The organism is Candidatus Limnocylindrales bacterium (assembly GCA_035626395.1).
GTDB lineage: Bacteria > Desulfobacterota > Binatia > UBA1149 > CAITLU01 > DASPNH01.
In genome coordinates, this window is the sequence record DASPNR010000042.1 from 837,703 (window position 1) to 852,283 (window position 14,581).

Annotated in this window: 13 protein-coding genes; 3 read left to right on the plus strand and 10 right to left on the minus strand. The window is 68.5% G+C overall.

Annotation, left to right across the window (positions count from 1 at the left end; all coding sequences use genetic code 11):
- Nucleotides 1–109: 109 nt before the first annotated feature.
- Both VEC57_19205 and VEC57_19210 read right to left on the minus strand, forming a co-directional pair.
- Entirely contained in the window at nt 110–2,521 is a 2,412-nt protein-coding gene (locus VEC57_19205; protein ID HYC01269.1) for a sulfatase, read from the minus strand.
- Nucleotides 2,522–2,628: 107 nt separating this feature from the next.
- Nucleotides 2,629–2,838, minus strand: coding sequence for a dodecin family protein (locus tag VEC57_19210; protein HYC01270.1), 210 nt, complete (start codon nt 2,836–2,838; stop codon nt 2,629–2,631).
- Between the two features lie 246 nt (nt 2,839–3,084).
- Here VEC57_19210 and VEC57_19215 point away from each other — a divergent pair, with 246 nt between their 5' ends.
- Nucleotides 3,085–3,741, plus strand: coding sequence for a YecA family protein (locus VEC57_19215; GenBank protein ID HYC01271.1), 657 nt, complete (start codon nt 3,085–3,087; stop codon nt 3,739–3,741).
- Here the strand turns inward: VEC57_19215 and VEC57_19220 are convergent.
- From VEC57_19220 to VEC57_19230, 3 genes are read right to left on the minus strand one after another with little or no spacing between them, the layout of a single operon-like run.
- A complete protein-coding gene (locus VEC57_19220; protein ID HYC01272.1) occupies nt 3,672–5,324 on the minus strand; it encodes an ABC transporter permease subunit in 1,653 nt (550 codons plus the stop codon). The two genes, VEC57_19215 and VEC57_19220, sit on opposite strands and share 70 nt — an antisense overlap.
- A 10-nt stretch (nt 5,325–5,334) precedes the next feature.
- Complete coding sequence (locus VEC57_19225) at nt 5,335–6,282, minus strand: ABC transporter permease subunit (protein HYC01273.1); 948 nt, start codon at nt 6,280–6,282, stop codon at nt 5,335–5,337.
- 3 nt (nt 6,283–6,285) lie between these two features.
- On the minus strand, nt 6,286–7,020 hold the full coding sequence (locus tag VEC57_19230; protein ID HYC01274.1) for an ABC transporter ATP-binding protein: 735 nt from the start codon (nt 7,018–7,020) through the stop codon (nt 6,286–6,288).
- A 121-nt stretch (nt 7,021–7,141) separates the two neighbouring features.
- Here VEC57_19230 and VEC57_19235 point away from each other — a divergent pair, with 121 nt between their 5' ends.
- Nucleotides 7,142–7,870, plus strand: coding sequence for a signal peptidase II (locus VEC57_19235; protein ID HYC01275.1), 729 nt, complete (start codon nt 7,142–7,144; stop codon nt 7,868–7,870).
- Here VEC57_19235 and VEC57_19240 read toward each other — a convergent pair.
- From VEC57_19240 to VEC57_19255, 4 genes are all read right to left on the minus strand, one after another.
- The gene (locus tag VEC57_19240) at nt 7,803–9,527 is read right to left on the minus strand and encodes a hypothetical protein (GenBank protein HYC01276.1); all 1,725 of its coding nucleotides are present in this window, start codon (nt 9,525–9,527) and stop codon (nt 7,803–7,805) included. The genes VEC57_19235 and VEC57_19240 overlap by 68 nt on opposite strands.
- Before the next feature lie 98 nt (nt 9,528–9,625).
- Nucleotides 9,626–10,405, minus strand: a complete 780-nt coding sequence (locus VEC57_19245; protein HYC01277.1) for an SDR family oxidoreductase — start codon at nt 10,403–10,405, stop codon at nt 9,626–9,628.
- Between the two features lie 96 nt (nt 10,406–10,501).
- Entirely contained in the window at nt 10,502–11,752 is a 1,251-nt protein-coding gene (locus VEC57_19250) for a sulfotransferase (protein ID HYC01278.1), read from the minus strand.
- Between the two features lies 1 nt (nt 11,753).
- Nucleotides 11,754–12,845 carry a DUF1214 domain-containing protein gene (locus tag VEC57_19255; protein HYC01279.1) on the minus strand — a complete coding sequence of 364 codons (1,092 nt, stop codon included), beginning with the start codon at nt 12,843–12,845 and terminating at the stop codon, nt 11,754–11,756.
- Between the two features lie 221 nt (nt 12,846–13,066).
- Between VEC57_19255 and VEC57_19260 the strand changes: the two genes are divergently transcribed.
- Nucleotides 13,067–13,786, plus strand: a complete 720-nt coding sequence (locus VEC57_19260) for a BON domain-containing protein (GenBank protein ID HYC01280.1) — start codon at nt 13,067–13,069, stop codon at nt 13,784–13,786.
- Nucleotides 13,787–13,797: 11 nt separating this feature from the next.
- On the opposite strand, the gene VEC57_19265 is transcribed toward VEC57_19260, so the two are convergent.
- Complete coding sequence (locus VEC57_19265) at nt 13,798–14,484, minus strand: pyridoxamine 5'-phosphate oxidase family protein (GenBank protein ID HYC01281.1); 687 nt, start codon at nt 14,482–14,484, stop codon at nt 13,798–13,800.
- Nucleotides 14,485–14,581: the final 97 nt, after the last annotated feature.

The following is a 14,581-nucleotide window of genomic DNA, read 5'->3' on the forward strand; positions in this document are numbered from 1 at the left end:
GGCCGCTCTTGAAACCGCGGGCGGCCGCGCATAGCGCCCCGTCTACTTCGTTGGACGGCTCGGGGCTCGCTCCAGCGGGCCTCCAGCCCGCTTGCGCTCACGCCTCGCCCTATTGCGCGTAGCCCAATGCCCGCAGTCGTTCCATGTGGGCCGGGGCCGAGGGGATGGCGGGCGCGCTGGCTCGAGTCATCTTTTGCCAGGCTTCGATGTTGATCGTCTGGAGGGTCTTCAGGAGGCTGCCTGTTCGCATCTGCAGCAGCCGCTGCGTGACGGGGTCCGTGCCGATCTCGGTACCGTAGCTTTCCGCCGTATCGAAGAAGCGCACCGGCGGGCGGGGCAGCTCCTCGGCCCCGGCGATCGTCTTGGCAGTGAACCAGGCCTGGTCGGAGAGGCACGCGAGCATGATCTGCAGGCCGCCCGTGAAGACCGAGCCGCAATCGCGCGCGCTGCGGCCGCCGCGCTCGAGCTCGGGCTCTTCGCTGACGAAGACTCGCGCAGTGCGTCCCGACTTCAGCGACAGCAGCGAGGCGCCGTGCATGGCAAGCGCCGAGGCGTCGATGCCGGTGAGCTCGAGCAGCGTCGGCATCACGTCCAGGAGGGGCACGGGAGTCTGCACCCGCCGGTGCGACTGAACGCCGGGGCCGGACAGCAGCAGCGGCACGCGCGTCACTTCGAGATGCCCCGGCGGGTGATGGCGCCACATGCCGCCGTGCTCGCCGAGATACTCGCCGTGATCGGCGAGCACCGCCAGGATCGAGGTGTCCAGGTGTCCGTGGTGCTCCATCCACGCGACGAAAGAAGCGAGCGCGGCATCGGTGCCCGCGACTTCGGCGTCGTAGAGCGATCGGCGCACCGAGGCCGTCGGGCGCTCCAGCCATGGCGGATCGATGAAGCGGTCGATCTCGAGCAGGAGCTCGCCCTCGGCCTGCGGCAGCTCCGGCCGAAGCTCGGGATCGAACGGGCCGTGAGGGTCGAGCACATGCACGTAGGCGAAGTACGGCCGCCGCTGCTGCGCCTCGATCCATTGACGGGCCAGCTCGAGCACTGCGTGCGCAGACGTCCCGGCCTGCTCTTCGTCGACGAGCACGTCGAAGCCCTGGTGCAGCCCGGCATAGGCGCCGGCATTGCCGTTCTGGATGAAGGACGCGGTCTGGTACCCGCACGCCCGCAGCACCTCGGCCAGTGTCACGTATTCGTCGCGCAGAAAGTCGGAGAAGTCCCAGGTACCGGTGGCACTGGGGAGCAGCGAGGTCATCAGCGAGGGCACGCTGGACCTGGTCTGCGGCGCCTGCGCAAAGGCGCGCTCGAACACGACTCCGCGCGCGGCGATGCGATCGTGGCCCGGTGAGGCGACCGGCCCGCCGTACAGCGCCAGACGGTCCGGGCGCAGCGCATCTTCCACGATCATGACGACGGAAGGCGGCGCCTGGCCGTCCTCGCCGTCGCTGCGAATGACCGGCGAGCTCCACAATGCGATCGAATCGGCCTCGGTGCGCGCGCTCAGCTGCACGCTGACGCTCCTTCCCGCCCATCGCGACAGGTCCACGCGCACGTCATCCCAGCCGACGCCGCTGTCGATCTGCTTGAGCAGATCGTAGCTCCTGTCGCCTTCGAGCAGCGTCATGGCGAACTCGGTGCTGCCGTCGGTGCCGAGCACGCCGAGGCCCGCCTCGAACACCGGTGCCTGCGCCGGCAGGACGATGTCGTATCGCAACGTGTGCGCGGGTACCTGGAAGAGCGCGCGCCGCAGCTCGCCGCCGAGCTTCTCGTAGGTGACGCCATAGCCGGAGGAGGGATAGCGATGCTTCCACGAATGCACGCGGACGCGACGCAGATACACCGGCGTGGTTCCATCGGCTCGCGCCGACACGAAAAGCCGCCGCACGACGGCGCCGGCTTCCAGCCCTCGCTCCAGGGCCTTGGCTGCGTCGATCGAATAGGTGTGAAAGCGGCCGTCGGCGATCAGGTCGATGCGCGACTTGTCACGAACCAGTCGCATCGCGTCCTCTTCATCGCTCCATCCCACCAGAAGATGCGCGGGCGCAGCCGTGCTTGCCTCGATTTCGATCGTACCGATCTGTTCCTTGGGAATGGCCAACGCGGCGGCGGTTCGCAGCTGTCCTGCATGCAACGCCAGCGCGCCCTGGGCGGCCTGAAACCGCGCATCCTCGTCGACGGGTTCGAAGCCGGCGGCTCCACGCGAGAAGTCGGCTTCGAACAGCGTCATGGCGGCGCTGGCGTTGACGGAGGCCTCACCGGCCGCCGCGGCGCTCGGTGGCGTCTCGTCCAGGCGCAGCACGCGCATGTAGGGACAGGAGCGGCGCACCGCCGCGAGCGCCTCCTGCTGATAGGCGGGGCCGGCGCGATCACGGAAGCGCTCGGCAGCGTCGATGAGCGTGCCGCGGCCTCGTTCGATGTCGAACAGCCCCACCGTGCGCCCTCGGACGGCCACGACGGCGACGATGATGGCCACGGTCAGGCAGAGAATGATCGTCGCGATTCTGGCGGCGGAGGTGGCCACGGGGGAGGGCCGGCATTACCAAAAGGGCTGTGGCGGAGAAACCGGCGGCGTTGGCAGGAGGCGAGGCGAGGCGCGGCGGCGGCGCGCTGCCGCGCCTCGCCCTCGCATCAATCCTCGTATTTGAAGGAGACGCGCACCTTGGCGCGATACTGCGCGACCTTGCCATCCTCGATGGTCATGTCGAGCTCACGCACTTCGGCCACGCGCAGATCGCGCAAGGTCTTGGAAGCCTTGGTAATTGCTGCGGCCGCGGCCTGTTCCCACGAATCCGTGCTGGTGCCCACGAGTTCGATGATCTTGTAGACGCTTTCACTCATGCCTGAGCTCCTTGTCGTTTTCGGTGCGGTAGAGCCCCGCCACTGCACGCGCGGCGGCAGTGCGAGCGTGGCGATGCTAGTACGCCGCAGGCCGCGCTGACAATGACTGCGACCCTGGGTGCCGCGCGTTCTCCCCGATGGGGCGGGGCCGGCGGCGGTGTGGGAGCGAGAAATGTCCATGCGGTTCGGAATCAGGCCAAATACCGGTTGCTGGCCTCGAACAGGCCATTGCATGATGCAGGACCGATGAGAGCCTTTCCCGGACTCGCAGAATCCCCTTCCGACGACGAGCTCTACTCCCTGGCCGGATTCCTGGCGCAGCGCCCGTGCTCACGGCGCGCCATGAGCCTGGAGGAAGTGCACGGGTTCCTGACCGCTCTGCACTGTGTGCCGGGGCCGCTTCCGCCTCTGGTGTGGCTGCCGGTGATTTTCGGCGGCGACGTCGAGCGAGCTTCGGGCGCCACCGGTGCACACATGATCGGTGTGGTGATGCGTCTGAGCAACGAGATCGCGCGCTCTCTCTTCGACAGCAGCAACCAGGAAGCGTTCGAGCCCTTGATCGCCTTTCCCGGCACCTGCGAGCGCGTCTCGGCCGCCGGCTGGTGCGACGGCTATCTGACCGGGCTCGACGTCAAAGCCCGCGCGTGGATCGAGCACATCGAAGAAGACGGCGAGATGCGACGCGTCCTTTGTCCCATCATCGCCCTGTCTTCACGCTTCCAGAACGTGCTCGACTGCATCGAGGACGACGAAGCCGACGAGGACGAGGACGGCGCGGGTGACGACGAGGAGCTGGAGGCGATGCTGCCGACGGCGGTCCTCGCCGCCTACACCTACTGGCGGATCTCCGACGTCGTCGTCGAGGACGATCTCCAGGCCGAGAGCGCAACCGCGGCCAGCTGAGCCGCGATCACCACCGCCGCCGTTTGCGACAGCGGCATCCACGCCACCGTCACCATCCACGCAAGATGCGCAAGCGCCGCTGCGCCCGCGCCGTGGCGCCGTGCAATCAGTCCGAGCGCCAGCGACGCCGGCAGCGCCGACAACGGATCGAACGGAGAGACGGCGATGGCCCACAGCAGCGTGGCGAGCAGCCATCCCGACCGCGGCGCGAGAACGAAACGATACAGCCAGGTCTGACCTAGGATCGCCACGAGCGCGGACATCGGAGCCGCGGTGAAGTCGGGCACGGCAGCCGACAGCAGCCGCTCGGCAAGCGGCTGCGCCCACGCGGGCGGCGCGGCGATGCGCATCACGAGCGGCCCCGCCATCCCGAGCAGCACGCCCACGGCGAGCGCCACGAACGCTCCTCGCGCATCGATGCGCGACCACGGCAGGCGGCCTTCGCGCGCACAGGCGAGCAGAGCGCAGCCGAGCAGCGCGGCGCCGCCTGCCAGATGCGAGGTCGCCAGAGGCGCGGTCGCCTGAGGGTTTCCGGCGAGGATCCAGACGGCCGGTCCTGCCACTGCAAGCCACCACAGGATCGTCGCGACGCTGGCAAGACCGATGGCGCCGTGTCGGCGCACGCTGCCGGCGGCGTCGAAGCGGTCGAGATCGGCGCCGGTGCGCACGAGCAGCCACGAAGTGAACAGCGCGGTGCCGGCTCCGGCCGCCATCACGTCCACGCCGCGGTCGAGCATGTCGGCCGCCACCAGCAGCGGCCCGCCGAGCGGCACGAGCGCCGACAACGCCGGCGAGATGGAGTGGAACGACCACGCCAGCCCCGCCATCACGCTGGCCGCCGCCGGCAGCACGCGCATCGGCGCCGCAGCGCCGCCGACGACATCATCGACCAGGCGCACCAGCCACATGCCGAGAGCCACGGCGCAACCGATGAACATGGGCAGACCCAGCAGCCACAGTCCGGCTTGCTGCACGCCGCTGAAGATGGAGGTCGCTGCGGCCACAAGCGCGGTCAACGTCGCCCATGCGGTCCACGTCAGCCATTTGCCGCCGATCAGCTCGGCGCGCGAGATTCCCGCCGACAGGAGAACCTCGAGCGTGCGCCGCGCGCGCTCGCCGGGCAACGCTTCGGCCAGCGGCCCCGTGAGCAGGGAGATTGCGACGATCGCGATCAGGATGGACCTGCCGGGCAGGCGCACCGGCGGCCGATAGCGCCGCACCTCGACGCGGCTGTCGCCGGGCAGGGTTTCCAGCACCGCGCGCAGGTCGTCGGGAACGTCGGGCGCGCGCACGCGCACGGGCGCTTCGGCGACGATCTCGGCCTCGCCGAGCGGCGAGAGCTCGAGCCTTCCCTGCAGCGCAGCCGGCACCATTCCGCGAACGGCGATGGGCTTGCTCGACACGGGCGCGGCCGGAGCGTGGCGGCGGCCGGCGGTGCCGACGTTGGACAGCGGGCTCGGGATAAGGCCCGCCGGCAGCAGCAGCGCGAGCGCGAGCAGCAGAAAGCGCCGCCCCTGCTTGCCCGCGTTGTGGCTGCGCAGCTCGTAGCGGGCCACCGCCAGCAGGCGTGCCGGTCGTATCATCGCGGCGTCCTCACACACACTCGCGATTGCGGAAATCGGCCGTCACCAGCAGCACCGCCGCCGCGGCGCCGGCGGCAACGAGATAGGAAGGCACCGCGCCATGCATGAACGAGCCCAGGGAGAGCAGGGGAAGGAAACGGCCGATGCCAGGTTGCCACCAGCCGACCGCCATCAACGCCATCGTCGCGGTCAGCGCGCGGGAGAGCGGTCCGGAAAACCCTTTCTCGGCCGATCCGCGTGCCATCATCGCAAAGCCGATGGCGCCGCCTGCCACCGCCGCGCTGGTTCCCACGACCAGCCAGCGCGTCAGATGATCGATGGCCATGAGCGAGTCGACGACGAGGAGGCTTACGATGAGGGCCGGGCTGAGCACTGCCGTCAGTGCGAGCACGCGCGCGCACGCATGCATCCAGACCGGAACGGGCAGCGCCAGCTCGGCTTCGAGCGCACCGTTGGAACGGTCGCGATACAGCGCACCGGCGCCCATCACCACGCCGTACAGCGTGAACAGCAAGGCGATGATGCCGGCCAGCAATGCCGCCTGATTGCGAACGTCGCCCGGGCGCGCCTCCAGCGGCGGAATCTCGAGTCGCCAGCGATCGCCGGCGGCCTCGCGCAGCACCGATTCGGCGCGGTGCGTGGCACGCCCGCCCCAGGTCCTGCCGAGGACATAGATGTCGCCCTCGCGCCAGATCGCACGCGTGGCCTGCCCCGTCAGCAGCAGCGGCTCGGGATTCTCGACGACGAATACGCGAAAGCCGTCGGTCTGAAGGGGAGCGACCAGCTCGGGTGTCGAGACGTAGACGTCGGGCGTCGTGCCCCAGGCCGCATAGGCGCCGGCGGTTCCGACCAGGGCCAGCGAGGCGAGCAGGCCCGGCCAGGCCATTGCACGCACGACCAGGCCTTCGCGCAGCAGCCGCAGCAGCACGGCCAGAGTCAGGAACGAGAGCGCGCGCATCGGCTAGGCGGCCGCTTCGCTGGTGAGAGCCATGAACGCATCGCCGAGCTCGCTCGTGCCGGTGCTGGCCAGCAGATCGGCCACCGATCCTTCGGCCACGATGCGGCCGCCCGCCATGACGCCGACGCGGGGACAGAGCGTCTCGACCTCGCCCATGATGTGAGAGGAGACCACGACGGCGCGGCCTTCGGCCGCAAGGCCGCGCACCAGTCCGAGCACTTCACGGCGTCCGCCGACATCCAGACCATCGGTCGGCTCATCGAGCAGCAGCAGCGGCGGGTCGTGCACGAGCGCGCGCGCGAGCACCACGCGCCGCTTCATGCCGGTCGACAGCGCCGAGCAGTTGGTGTCGGCGTAGCGAGAGGCTCCCAGTTGATCGAGCAGTTCGCGGGCACGCGTGCGCGCGTCGGCAACGCCCTGGATGTTTCCGAACAGTGCAACCGTTTCGGCGGCCGTCAGTCTTTCGGGCAGCCCCGCCTCGGCCGGCACGTACGCCAGGCGCGAACGCGCCTGAACCGGATCGGTTCGGGCGTCGATCCCATCGATCTCGATGCGTCCTCGGTCGGGGCGCAGCAGCGTGGCCAGCATTCGCAGCGTCGTGGTCTTGCCGGCCCCGTTGGGACCGAGCAGGCCGTAGATCTCACCGCGCCCCACACGCAGCGACACGCTGCGCACGGCATCGACATGGCCGCGCGCAGGATCGTCGAAGGCACGAGCCAGGTCCTCGGTCAGCAGCATCGCGGCAGTTTAGCGGTCGGCGCATCGGCATCCAACGCAGGCGAGCAAAAGAGTGCTCGGCCGCCGCAGCGTTGTCGCCTTCCGATACGGACGCTGCCAATATCGGCGGTCACGGTTTCCGATGAGGCTTCCTTCTTACGACTCGGGCATGGCCGGTGTGCGTGCTCTGCTGGCGCGTCACCGCGTGCTCCTCGGCCTGCTGGCTTTGGACGCGATCACCAAAAGGATCGCTTTTTCCGTGCTGCCCTCGAACGAGACCGTGTCGGTCATGGGCGTGCCGGTGTTCCAACTCGCTCTCAATGAATGGGGCGTCATGGGCGGCGTCGAGGGCATCGGCTCGGTGACGAGCAACTCGGCCTACACGTTGATCCTGGCTGCGGGGCTGCTGGTGCAGGCGCTGGTGATCTGGTGGCTCGGCAGCGTGGAGCTGCAGTTCTGGCTGCGGCTGGTGGCGGGGCTGACGGTGTTCTTCGCGATCGCCACCGCGGCCGAGTTTGCCGCCAAGCCGATGGCGGACGTCTCGGCCGATCCGGCGGTGGTCGTCACGTCCATTCGCGGCGCGGCGCTGGTGCTGAGCCTGGCGCTGTATGCCGTTTCGCGCGCGCCGCTGCCGCGGCTGGCGTTCACGCTGCTGGCCGGCGGCGCGCTGGCCAACGCGCTCTCGTACGCGTATCCGCCTTTCGAGGTCGTCGACTTCCTGCGCATTCCGCTGCCCGGTCGCGACGACGTCTACGGCGTCGTCAACCTGGCCGACGTGTACGTGCTGGCGTTCGTCGTGGTGGCTATGGCCTGGCCGCTGCTGTCGCTCCTGCAGTGGATGCGGCAGCGACGGGTGCCGAGCGTGGCTTGAGCTCCCTGGTGGCGCGCGAGCTCTCCAGCTCCACGTCGGCATGGACCCAAGCTCTCTCGAACCGCGCCTGCACCTGGCGCGCCTCCTCGTTCTTGCCCTGCGCCTCCAGGCTTTGGCGAAGACCGAAAAGCGCCCAACCGTTGTCGGGATTGCGCAGGGCGTCCAGATCGGCCCGATAGACCGCTTCGGCTTCGGATGCGCGCCCGGCTTCCAGCAGCACCGCGCCGAGGTGGTGCCGCACCGGGCTCGGCCAGTCCGATGGCTCGGTGTAGAGCAGGCTGTCCTCGAGCTCGACGCCGTGCTGGAGGCGCGCGATGGCCTGATCGAGCCTGCCGTCCTTGCGCGCGATCTCGGCCGCCAGCAGGTCGGTTGCGATTCCGAGCACCGTCGAGACGGGATTCGTGCTCAGCATCTTCATTTCGGCCAGCTCGGGCCTGGCCAGAATCGCCTCGAGCGCGGCCAGCTCCTCGCGCGCCTTGCCGAGCTCGTCGCGGCCCGCATAGGCGTGGCCGCGCGCCCAGTGCCACAGCGCAGAGGGATACACGAGGTCCTCGGCGGGCTTTTCCAGCGCCAGGATGTCGTCCCACCTGGCGAACCGGACCAGCGCATACATCGGCGTGACGGTGAAGTGCTGCAGCGCGGTTCCCAGCCCCGGCGCGCGCACGTGCTCGTGCATCGTCTTCTCGTCGGTCTGGACCGCCGCTGCCAGCGCGACCTTGCTTGCACCTTCCATGGCGGCGGCGGCCCACAGAAAATGGTGATTGTGCGGGACGTACGCCAGCGGGTACATGCCCTGGCGCCGGCACTGCGTCATGTAGGAGTCATCGGCGGCCGCGGCTTTCTGATTGACGAGGACGGCGTCGTGGTAGCGACCGATGCGCATGTACGTGTGCGCCGGCATGTGCACGAGATGGCCTGCGCCAGGCGTGAGGGTCCCGAGCTTGTCGGCGTACTTGGCCGCACGTCCCGGATCGCGCGAGGCCTCGGTGGTGTGGATGTAGAAGTGGATGGCGCCGGGATGGTCGGGGTTCTTCGCGAGCACGCTTTCGATCGTGCGAAGCAGCTCGGCCGTGTACTTCGTTTCCTTTCCTTCCTTGTCCCAGTACGCCCACGGCGTCAGATCCATGAGCGCCTCTGCGAACAGCGCCTGCACCTCGACGTCGTCGGGGTAGCGCCTTGCCACCTGGCGCATCGCATCGGCGTAGGCGAGATCGAGCGGCGCCCGGTCTGCCGGAGCCTCCCTGGCGTAGCGCTTGGATAAGGCCTCGATCAGCGCGCGCTCCTTCTCGCTGGCGTGGCTCGCCAGCGACAGGGCCTTCTGCGCACGCTCGTACGCTTCGGGCGCGACCTTCGGGTCCATCGGCGCGTTGATGTTGGGACCGAGCACGAGCGAGGTTCCCCACACGCAGATCGCGCACTCGGGATCGAGCCGCGCCGCCTCCTGGAAGGAGCGTTCGGCCTCGGCGTGATTGAAGGCGTAGGTCAGGATCAGTCCCTGATCGAAATAGCGCTGGACCTTGGGGTTCTTGCTGCTGATGGGCCAGTGGTTCTTCCCGAGGTCGTCGAACAGCGGCGCCCTGGGCGCCGTCTCGGCGCCGGCCGCGGGCGCACCGATCATCAGGAACGCGGTCAGCAGAGCGGTGGCGAATGGCTTCATGCTCGCTCCTTTACGGCGCCCCGTCTGTCTGTCCGTCCCGAAGCGCCCGCCTGACCATGCGACAGGGAGGCGTGCACGTCCAGCATTCCTGCTCCAAGCTACACGAACCAGTGCCCCGCATTGACATCCAGGCTCTGTCCCGTGATGACGCTGGACATGTCGGAGGCGAAGAACACCACCGCCTCGGCGATCTCTTCGGAGGTCGGGATGTGCTTGAGCGCCGTCTCGGCCGCGACGCTGTCGTACATCTGCTGCGGCGTGATGCCGTATTTGGCGGCTTCCGCCGCGAAGTAGCTCTCCAGCGGGGGGCCCCAGATGTATCCGGGAACCACCGAATTGACGCGAATCCTCGAGGGCCCCAGCTCGAGCGCCAGCGTCTGCGTCGCCGCAAGAAGTGCGGCCTTGGACGCCGCGTAGCCGCCGAAGCGTTCCATCATGCGGCGCATCGACATGCTGTTGATCATCACGATGGCTCCGCCGCCCTGCGACCTCATCACCGGGATCACCGCCTGCGACAGGCGAAGGGAGCCGAGGACGTTGACCTCGAAGGGCGGCTTCCAGTCCTCGAGGTTCGCCGTCTCGATGCGCTCGTAGGTGCCGGGATGGTAGGCATTGTTCACCAGCACGTCGATGCGGTCGTACTCCTTGAGCGTCGCATCGATCAGGCGCTCGCAGGAGGCCCTGTCGGACACGTCGGTCGGCACGGCCAGCGCACGGCCGCCGCCGTCGCGAATCGTGCGCACCATGCCCTCGAGCTTGTCGTGACTTCGTGCGGCCAGCGCCAGGCACGCGCCTTCGCGCGCCATCGCGAGCGCGATGGCCTGTCCGAGGCCGGGGCCGATTCCGGAAACGACGACGACTCGGTCTTTCAGCAGCATGCAGTTCTACCTTGGATGAGGAGGTCGTCCGCCGCCGCTGCGTGATGCCAGGCGACCGTCGATCTCCGAATGCTCAAATGCAAGACCCGACCCCACTCATCGTTCGGCTTCGATGGCGAAGCGGTCGATGTAGGCGGCGAAGCGCTCGCGCATGCCTTGCGCGGTGAGGCCGAAGTCGGCGGCGCTGTAGCGGTGTTCGCCATGCTTGTGCTGCGGGTTGTCGCGGTGCCATCGCCGCAGTGACTGCGCCGTCTCCTCCGGATACTCGATCCCGAAGTGCGCGTACATGCGGCCGACGGCGCCGGCTGGATCGGCGACGGTTTCGCGGAAGTGCAGGTCGTAGAAGCGCGCCTCGCCGAGCTCTTGCCGCACCGCCATCGCGTTCTCCATCGTGCTGGCCCACAGTTCGAGCGTCCAGGCGGCGATCGCATGCTTGTCGGGCTCGTCCTCGTAGATGCCGCGCCAGCCCGCGATCAGGCTGCACAGAGACGGCAGCACGCGCGCCGGGTCGCGATGCGTCTGCACCACGCAGGCGTCGGGATAGATCTTCAGCAGCGCACGCAGATGGCGAAGGTGCGCCGGGTACTTGAGCACCCAGCGCCGCGGAGAATCGTTCGCTCCGATCAGGCGCAGCAGATCGCGATGACGGCGGTAGGGAGGCTCCATGTCGCAGCCGGCGTACCAGCGCGAGTAGCTCGGCAGCGTGGAATTGCACTCGAAGCTGTCGTCGGTGAAGCACTGCTGGAGAAGGTGGCGGCATTCTTCGGGCCCGTCGGCCGTCATGAGATGAATGGCCTTCAGGCTCGGGTCGAGCCAGTAGGTCAGCTTCAGGCCCTGCGCCGCCTGCTTGAAGCACGGGTCCCTCTCCCAGTCGCTGCGCGAAGGTCGCGCCTTGGGCGCCGCGGCCAGCCAGTACTCGAGCACCTGGTTGGCCGGGTCCTGCGCGAGCAGGGAGTGCAGCGCGGTGGTGCCGGTTCGTGGAAGGCCGAGCACGAAGATCGGCCGCTCCACGGGCGTCGCCAGCATCTGCGGGCAGCGCCTCCAAGCCTCTTCGGCAACGAGGCGGTTGCGCAGGATGGCGACGAGCTGCTGGCGCACCAGCCAGCGTCCGAACGGATTCAGATGCGACTCCTCGTCGTAGGAGCGCAGCAGCACCTGCAGCCCCTGGCCGTAGTCGTCCTTGCCGAAGTCGGTCAGGCCACCGGCGGCCGCGATGGCCGCCTCGCGCAATGCCTGTTCGGATTGCACGAAGCTGGTGCGCTTGCGCGAGACCTTCTCGATCGTGCGTACGGCGCCGTTGAAGAGCCGCACCGGAAGGCGCTGATCGCGGGAGGTCGCACCCGACATGTCAGTCCGGCTCCACCTGCGACAGCGGCACCACGCGAGTCGCCGGCATCGGGAAGTGCGCGGCCTTCACCCACCGCAAGCCCATCGTGCCGCGTCGGTGCGAGGCCGTATCGACCCAGTTCGCGACGCCGGGATTGCGCGAAGCCACCACGAGTCGGAACGAGCCGTCGCTGCGGTAGCGCGTGGTGTGCTTGTTGTAGTGGATCGGATGGTAGCGGAAGTCGAGCGACTCCATCCAGATGTTGTTGAGCTGGAAATTCCAGTACTCGCACGGCGGCGGCGTGGCCTCGACGATCAGCGCCTCCTGCGGCTCGAGTTGCCAGTATCCCATGTAGAAATGGATGTTGGGATCGCCGTGCGCGCCGCCGGTGACTTTCGGGTCCATCTCGAGGATCTGGTTCGGGCGTGAGCGAAAGCCATCGGCCCAGCGCGCGAACAACGCCGAGGTGCCGGCGACGTAGCGGGCGGCATCGTCGAGGCCATTCACCAGGCGGGCGGCGGTCAGCGGCTGCGGCGTTCCGTCGGCGCCGAGGCGCTCCAGCCGCAGATCGGCCGGCACCTCGCTCGTGCGATCGAGGAAGTTCTGGCGCACGATCAGCATCGAGCTGTCCGGCTCCAGCTTGATCCAGTTGCCGGCATGCGGCCTGGCGCTCAGGATGATTTCGAAGCGACCGTCGGCGTCCGTGACCACACCGCCGCCTTCGAGATAGCCGCTGCAGCCGGAACGGGCGCTCGATCCGTAGTGTCCATAGTAGGCGCCGATGCCGAGATAGGAGACGGTGCCGCGGGTCCCGGACAGGCGGTACTCGTAGCGGCCGTCGATGGCGGCGTTCTGGTAGTAGCTGTCGGGATTGTCGCAGCCGATCTTGGCCGTCTCGTGGCTGAGCCGGTAGAAGGTGGGCGCGGCCGGATCGGCGTGCTCGAGAAATTTCTCGAGCGCCAGCCGCGTCAGCCGCGACAGATAACGGTAGCCCTCGGCGCGGTCGAGCTCGTCGCCCGCAAGATCGCTTTGCACGACAGCGCCGGCGCTCTTGAGCGCGTCGCAGAAATCCTCCCAGGTACGGCCGGTCCGAAGCGCGTCTTCCGGTGTCATTCCATGTCCTCTGCCGCACGATTGCTGCCGGTCGCCGCAGCTGCGCCGCACCATAGCCAAGGGCCGAGGGCTTGGCCATGTGGGCGTGCAGCGGGACGCAGCTGCGGCGCCACGCGACAGTCGGCAGCTTCGTTTACACGCGTGAGTGTGCAGCATGCCGTGACAAGCGGCCGCGCCGGCCTATGCTGAGAGCAGCACTGTCGAAACCGGAGGTACCTTCCATGGCCGACGACTCCGATCTCCTGACACGCATCCACTACCAGCTCGGCTCCGAGCAGCGCATCGGCTTCGCCAGCGATCCCATCCGGGTCGAAATCGAAGGCAGCACCGTGCGCCTGCAGGGCGAGGTTCCCTCGGTGGCGGCCAAGAAGCTGGCGGTCCGCCGCACCGAGGCCGTCGCCGACGGCTGCAACGTGATCGACGAGCTGGTCGTGCGGCCGGCCAAGGACATGACCGACGACGAGATTCGCGATTCGGTCGCGAACGCGCTGCTGCAGGAGAGCGCGCTCGCCGAGTGCCGCCTGCGGCAGATGGCGCGCGACGAGCTGCAGACGCTGCGCGACGTTCCCGGCTCCGGCCCCGGCGAGATCATGCTGGAAGTGCGCGACGGCGTGGTGCAGCTCAGCGGCAAGCTCTCGAGCCACGAGCACAAGAGGCTGACGGGCGTGCTCGCGTGGTGGGTCCCCGGCACGCGGGATGTGCGCAACAGCATCGTCATCGATCCGCCCGAGCGCGACACCGACGCGCAGTTGACGGACGCGATCCGGCTGGCTCTCGACAAGGACCCGTTCGTGACGTCCGAGCAGGTCAAGATCTTTTCCGAGCACGGCGTCGTGCGATTGCAGGGCATGGTCGGATCGGACACCGAGCGCGAGATGGCCGAGGCCGATACCTGGTTCGTCGAGGGCGTCGACGACGTGGTGAATCAGATCCGCTGCTGAGCGCGCGCTGGCTAGCGACCCGGCCGCACGTAGGCGGTCGCGTACGCCGGAGCCGCCTTCTCCGCCGGCGTGCGTGGATCCGCCTGCGGTACGCCCGGCTGCAGCTGCAGCGGAATGACTCCTGCCCATACGTCGAGGGCGTGATCTTCCTCATCGTCGATGGGGTTGCCCGTACGCACCTTCGCCGACGCCTCGGTGATCGGGAAGCGCACGACCAGCGTACGCAGGCTCTCCTCGCGATTGGGCCACCGCACGTCCTTCCAGCGGCCCGGCACGACGTGCTCCACCATCGCCTCGAGCGCGCGCATGTGCTCGTCGGGATCCGTCACTTTCTGACCGATGCCGAACATGACGACGCATCGGTAGTTGACCGAGTGGTGGAAGGCCGAGCGCGCCAGCACGAGGCCGTCGAGGAGCGTGACCGTGATGCAGGCCTCCGCGCCGTCGGCGAGCGCGCGAAACGTGCGGTTGGCGGTGGAGCCGTGCACGTAGAGTGCGTCACCGATGCGGGCATAGGCGGTGGGAATCATGAACGGCTGGCCGTCGACGGCGAACGCGACGTGGCAGACCAGGCCTTCATCCAAAATCGCATGCACCGTGGCGCGGTCGTAGTCGCCGCGGCCGGCCAGACGCTTCAGCGTCGTGCGGGCAGTGGGAACGAAGGCGTCGGTGCGGGTCTCGGTCGCTTCGGGTTGCATGGGACTGCTCCCTTCACCGGCAGCTTTTTCGCTGCCGGCAGTCGTCGGCCGGGTCCGGCCCCGGCAGGCCGCCGCTGATGCGGCTCGGCGCGGGCCG

Bases quoted from the DNA above. Each gene is read 5' to 3' on its own strand.
- VEC57_19245 (HYC01277.1), bottom strand. From the start codon at position 10,405: ATGCTGCTGAAAGACCGAGTCGTCGTCGTTTCCGGAATCGGCCCCGGC.
- VEC57_19230 (HYC01274.1), bottom strand. From the start codon at position 7,020: ATGCTGCTGACCGAGGACCTGGCTCGTGCCTTCGACGATCCTGCGCGC.
- VEC57_19265 (HYC01281.1), bottom strand. From the start codon at position 14,484: ATGCAACCCGAAGCGACCGAGACCCGCACCGACGCCTTCGTTCCCACT.
- VEC57_19235 (HYC01275.1), top strand. From the start codon at position 7,142: ATGAGGCTTCCTTCTTACGACTCGGGCATGGCCGGTGTGCGTGCTCTG.
- VEC57_19250 (HYC01278.1), bottom strand. From the start codon at position 11,752: ATGTCGGGTGCGACCTCCCGCGATCAGCGCCTTCCGGTGCGGCTCTTC.
- VEC57_19215 (HYC01271.1), top strand. From the start codon at position 3,085: ATGAGAGCCTTTCCCGGACTCGCAGAATCCCCTTCCGACGACGAGCTC.
- VEC57_19260 (HYC01280.1), top strand. From the start codon at position 13,067: ATGGCCGACGACTCCGATCTCCTGACACGCATCCACTACCAGCTCGGC.
- VEC57_19240 (HYC01276.1), bottom strand. From the start codon at position 9,527: ATGAAGCCATTCGCCACCGCTCTGCTGACCGCGTTCCTGATGATCGGT.
- VEC57_19210 (HYC01270.1), bottom strand. From the start codon at position 2,838: ATGAGTGAAAGCGTCTACAAGATCATCGAACTCGTGGGCACCAGCACG.
- VEC57_19220 (HYC01272.1), bottom strand. From the start codon at position 5,324: ATGATACGACCGGCACGCCTGCTGGCGGTGGCCCGCTACGAGCTGCGC.
- VEC57_19255 (HYC01279.1), bottom strand. From the start codon at position 12,845: ATGACACCGGAAGACGCGCTTCGGACCGGCCGTACCTGGGAGGATTTC.
- VEC57_19225 (HYC01273.1), bottom strand. From the start codon at position 6,282: ATGCGCGCGCTCTCGTTCCTGACTCTGGCCGTGCTGCTGCGGCTGCTG.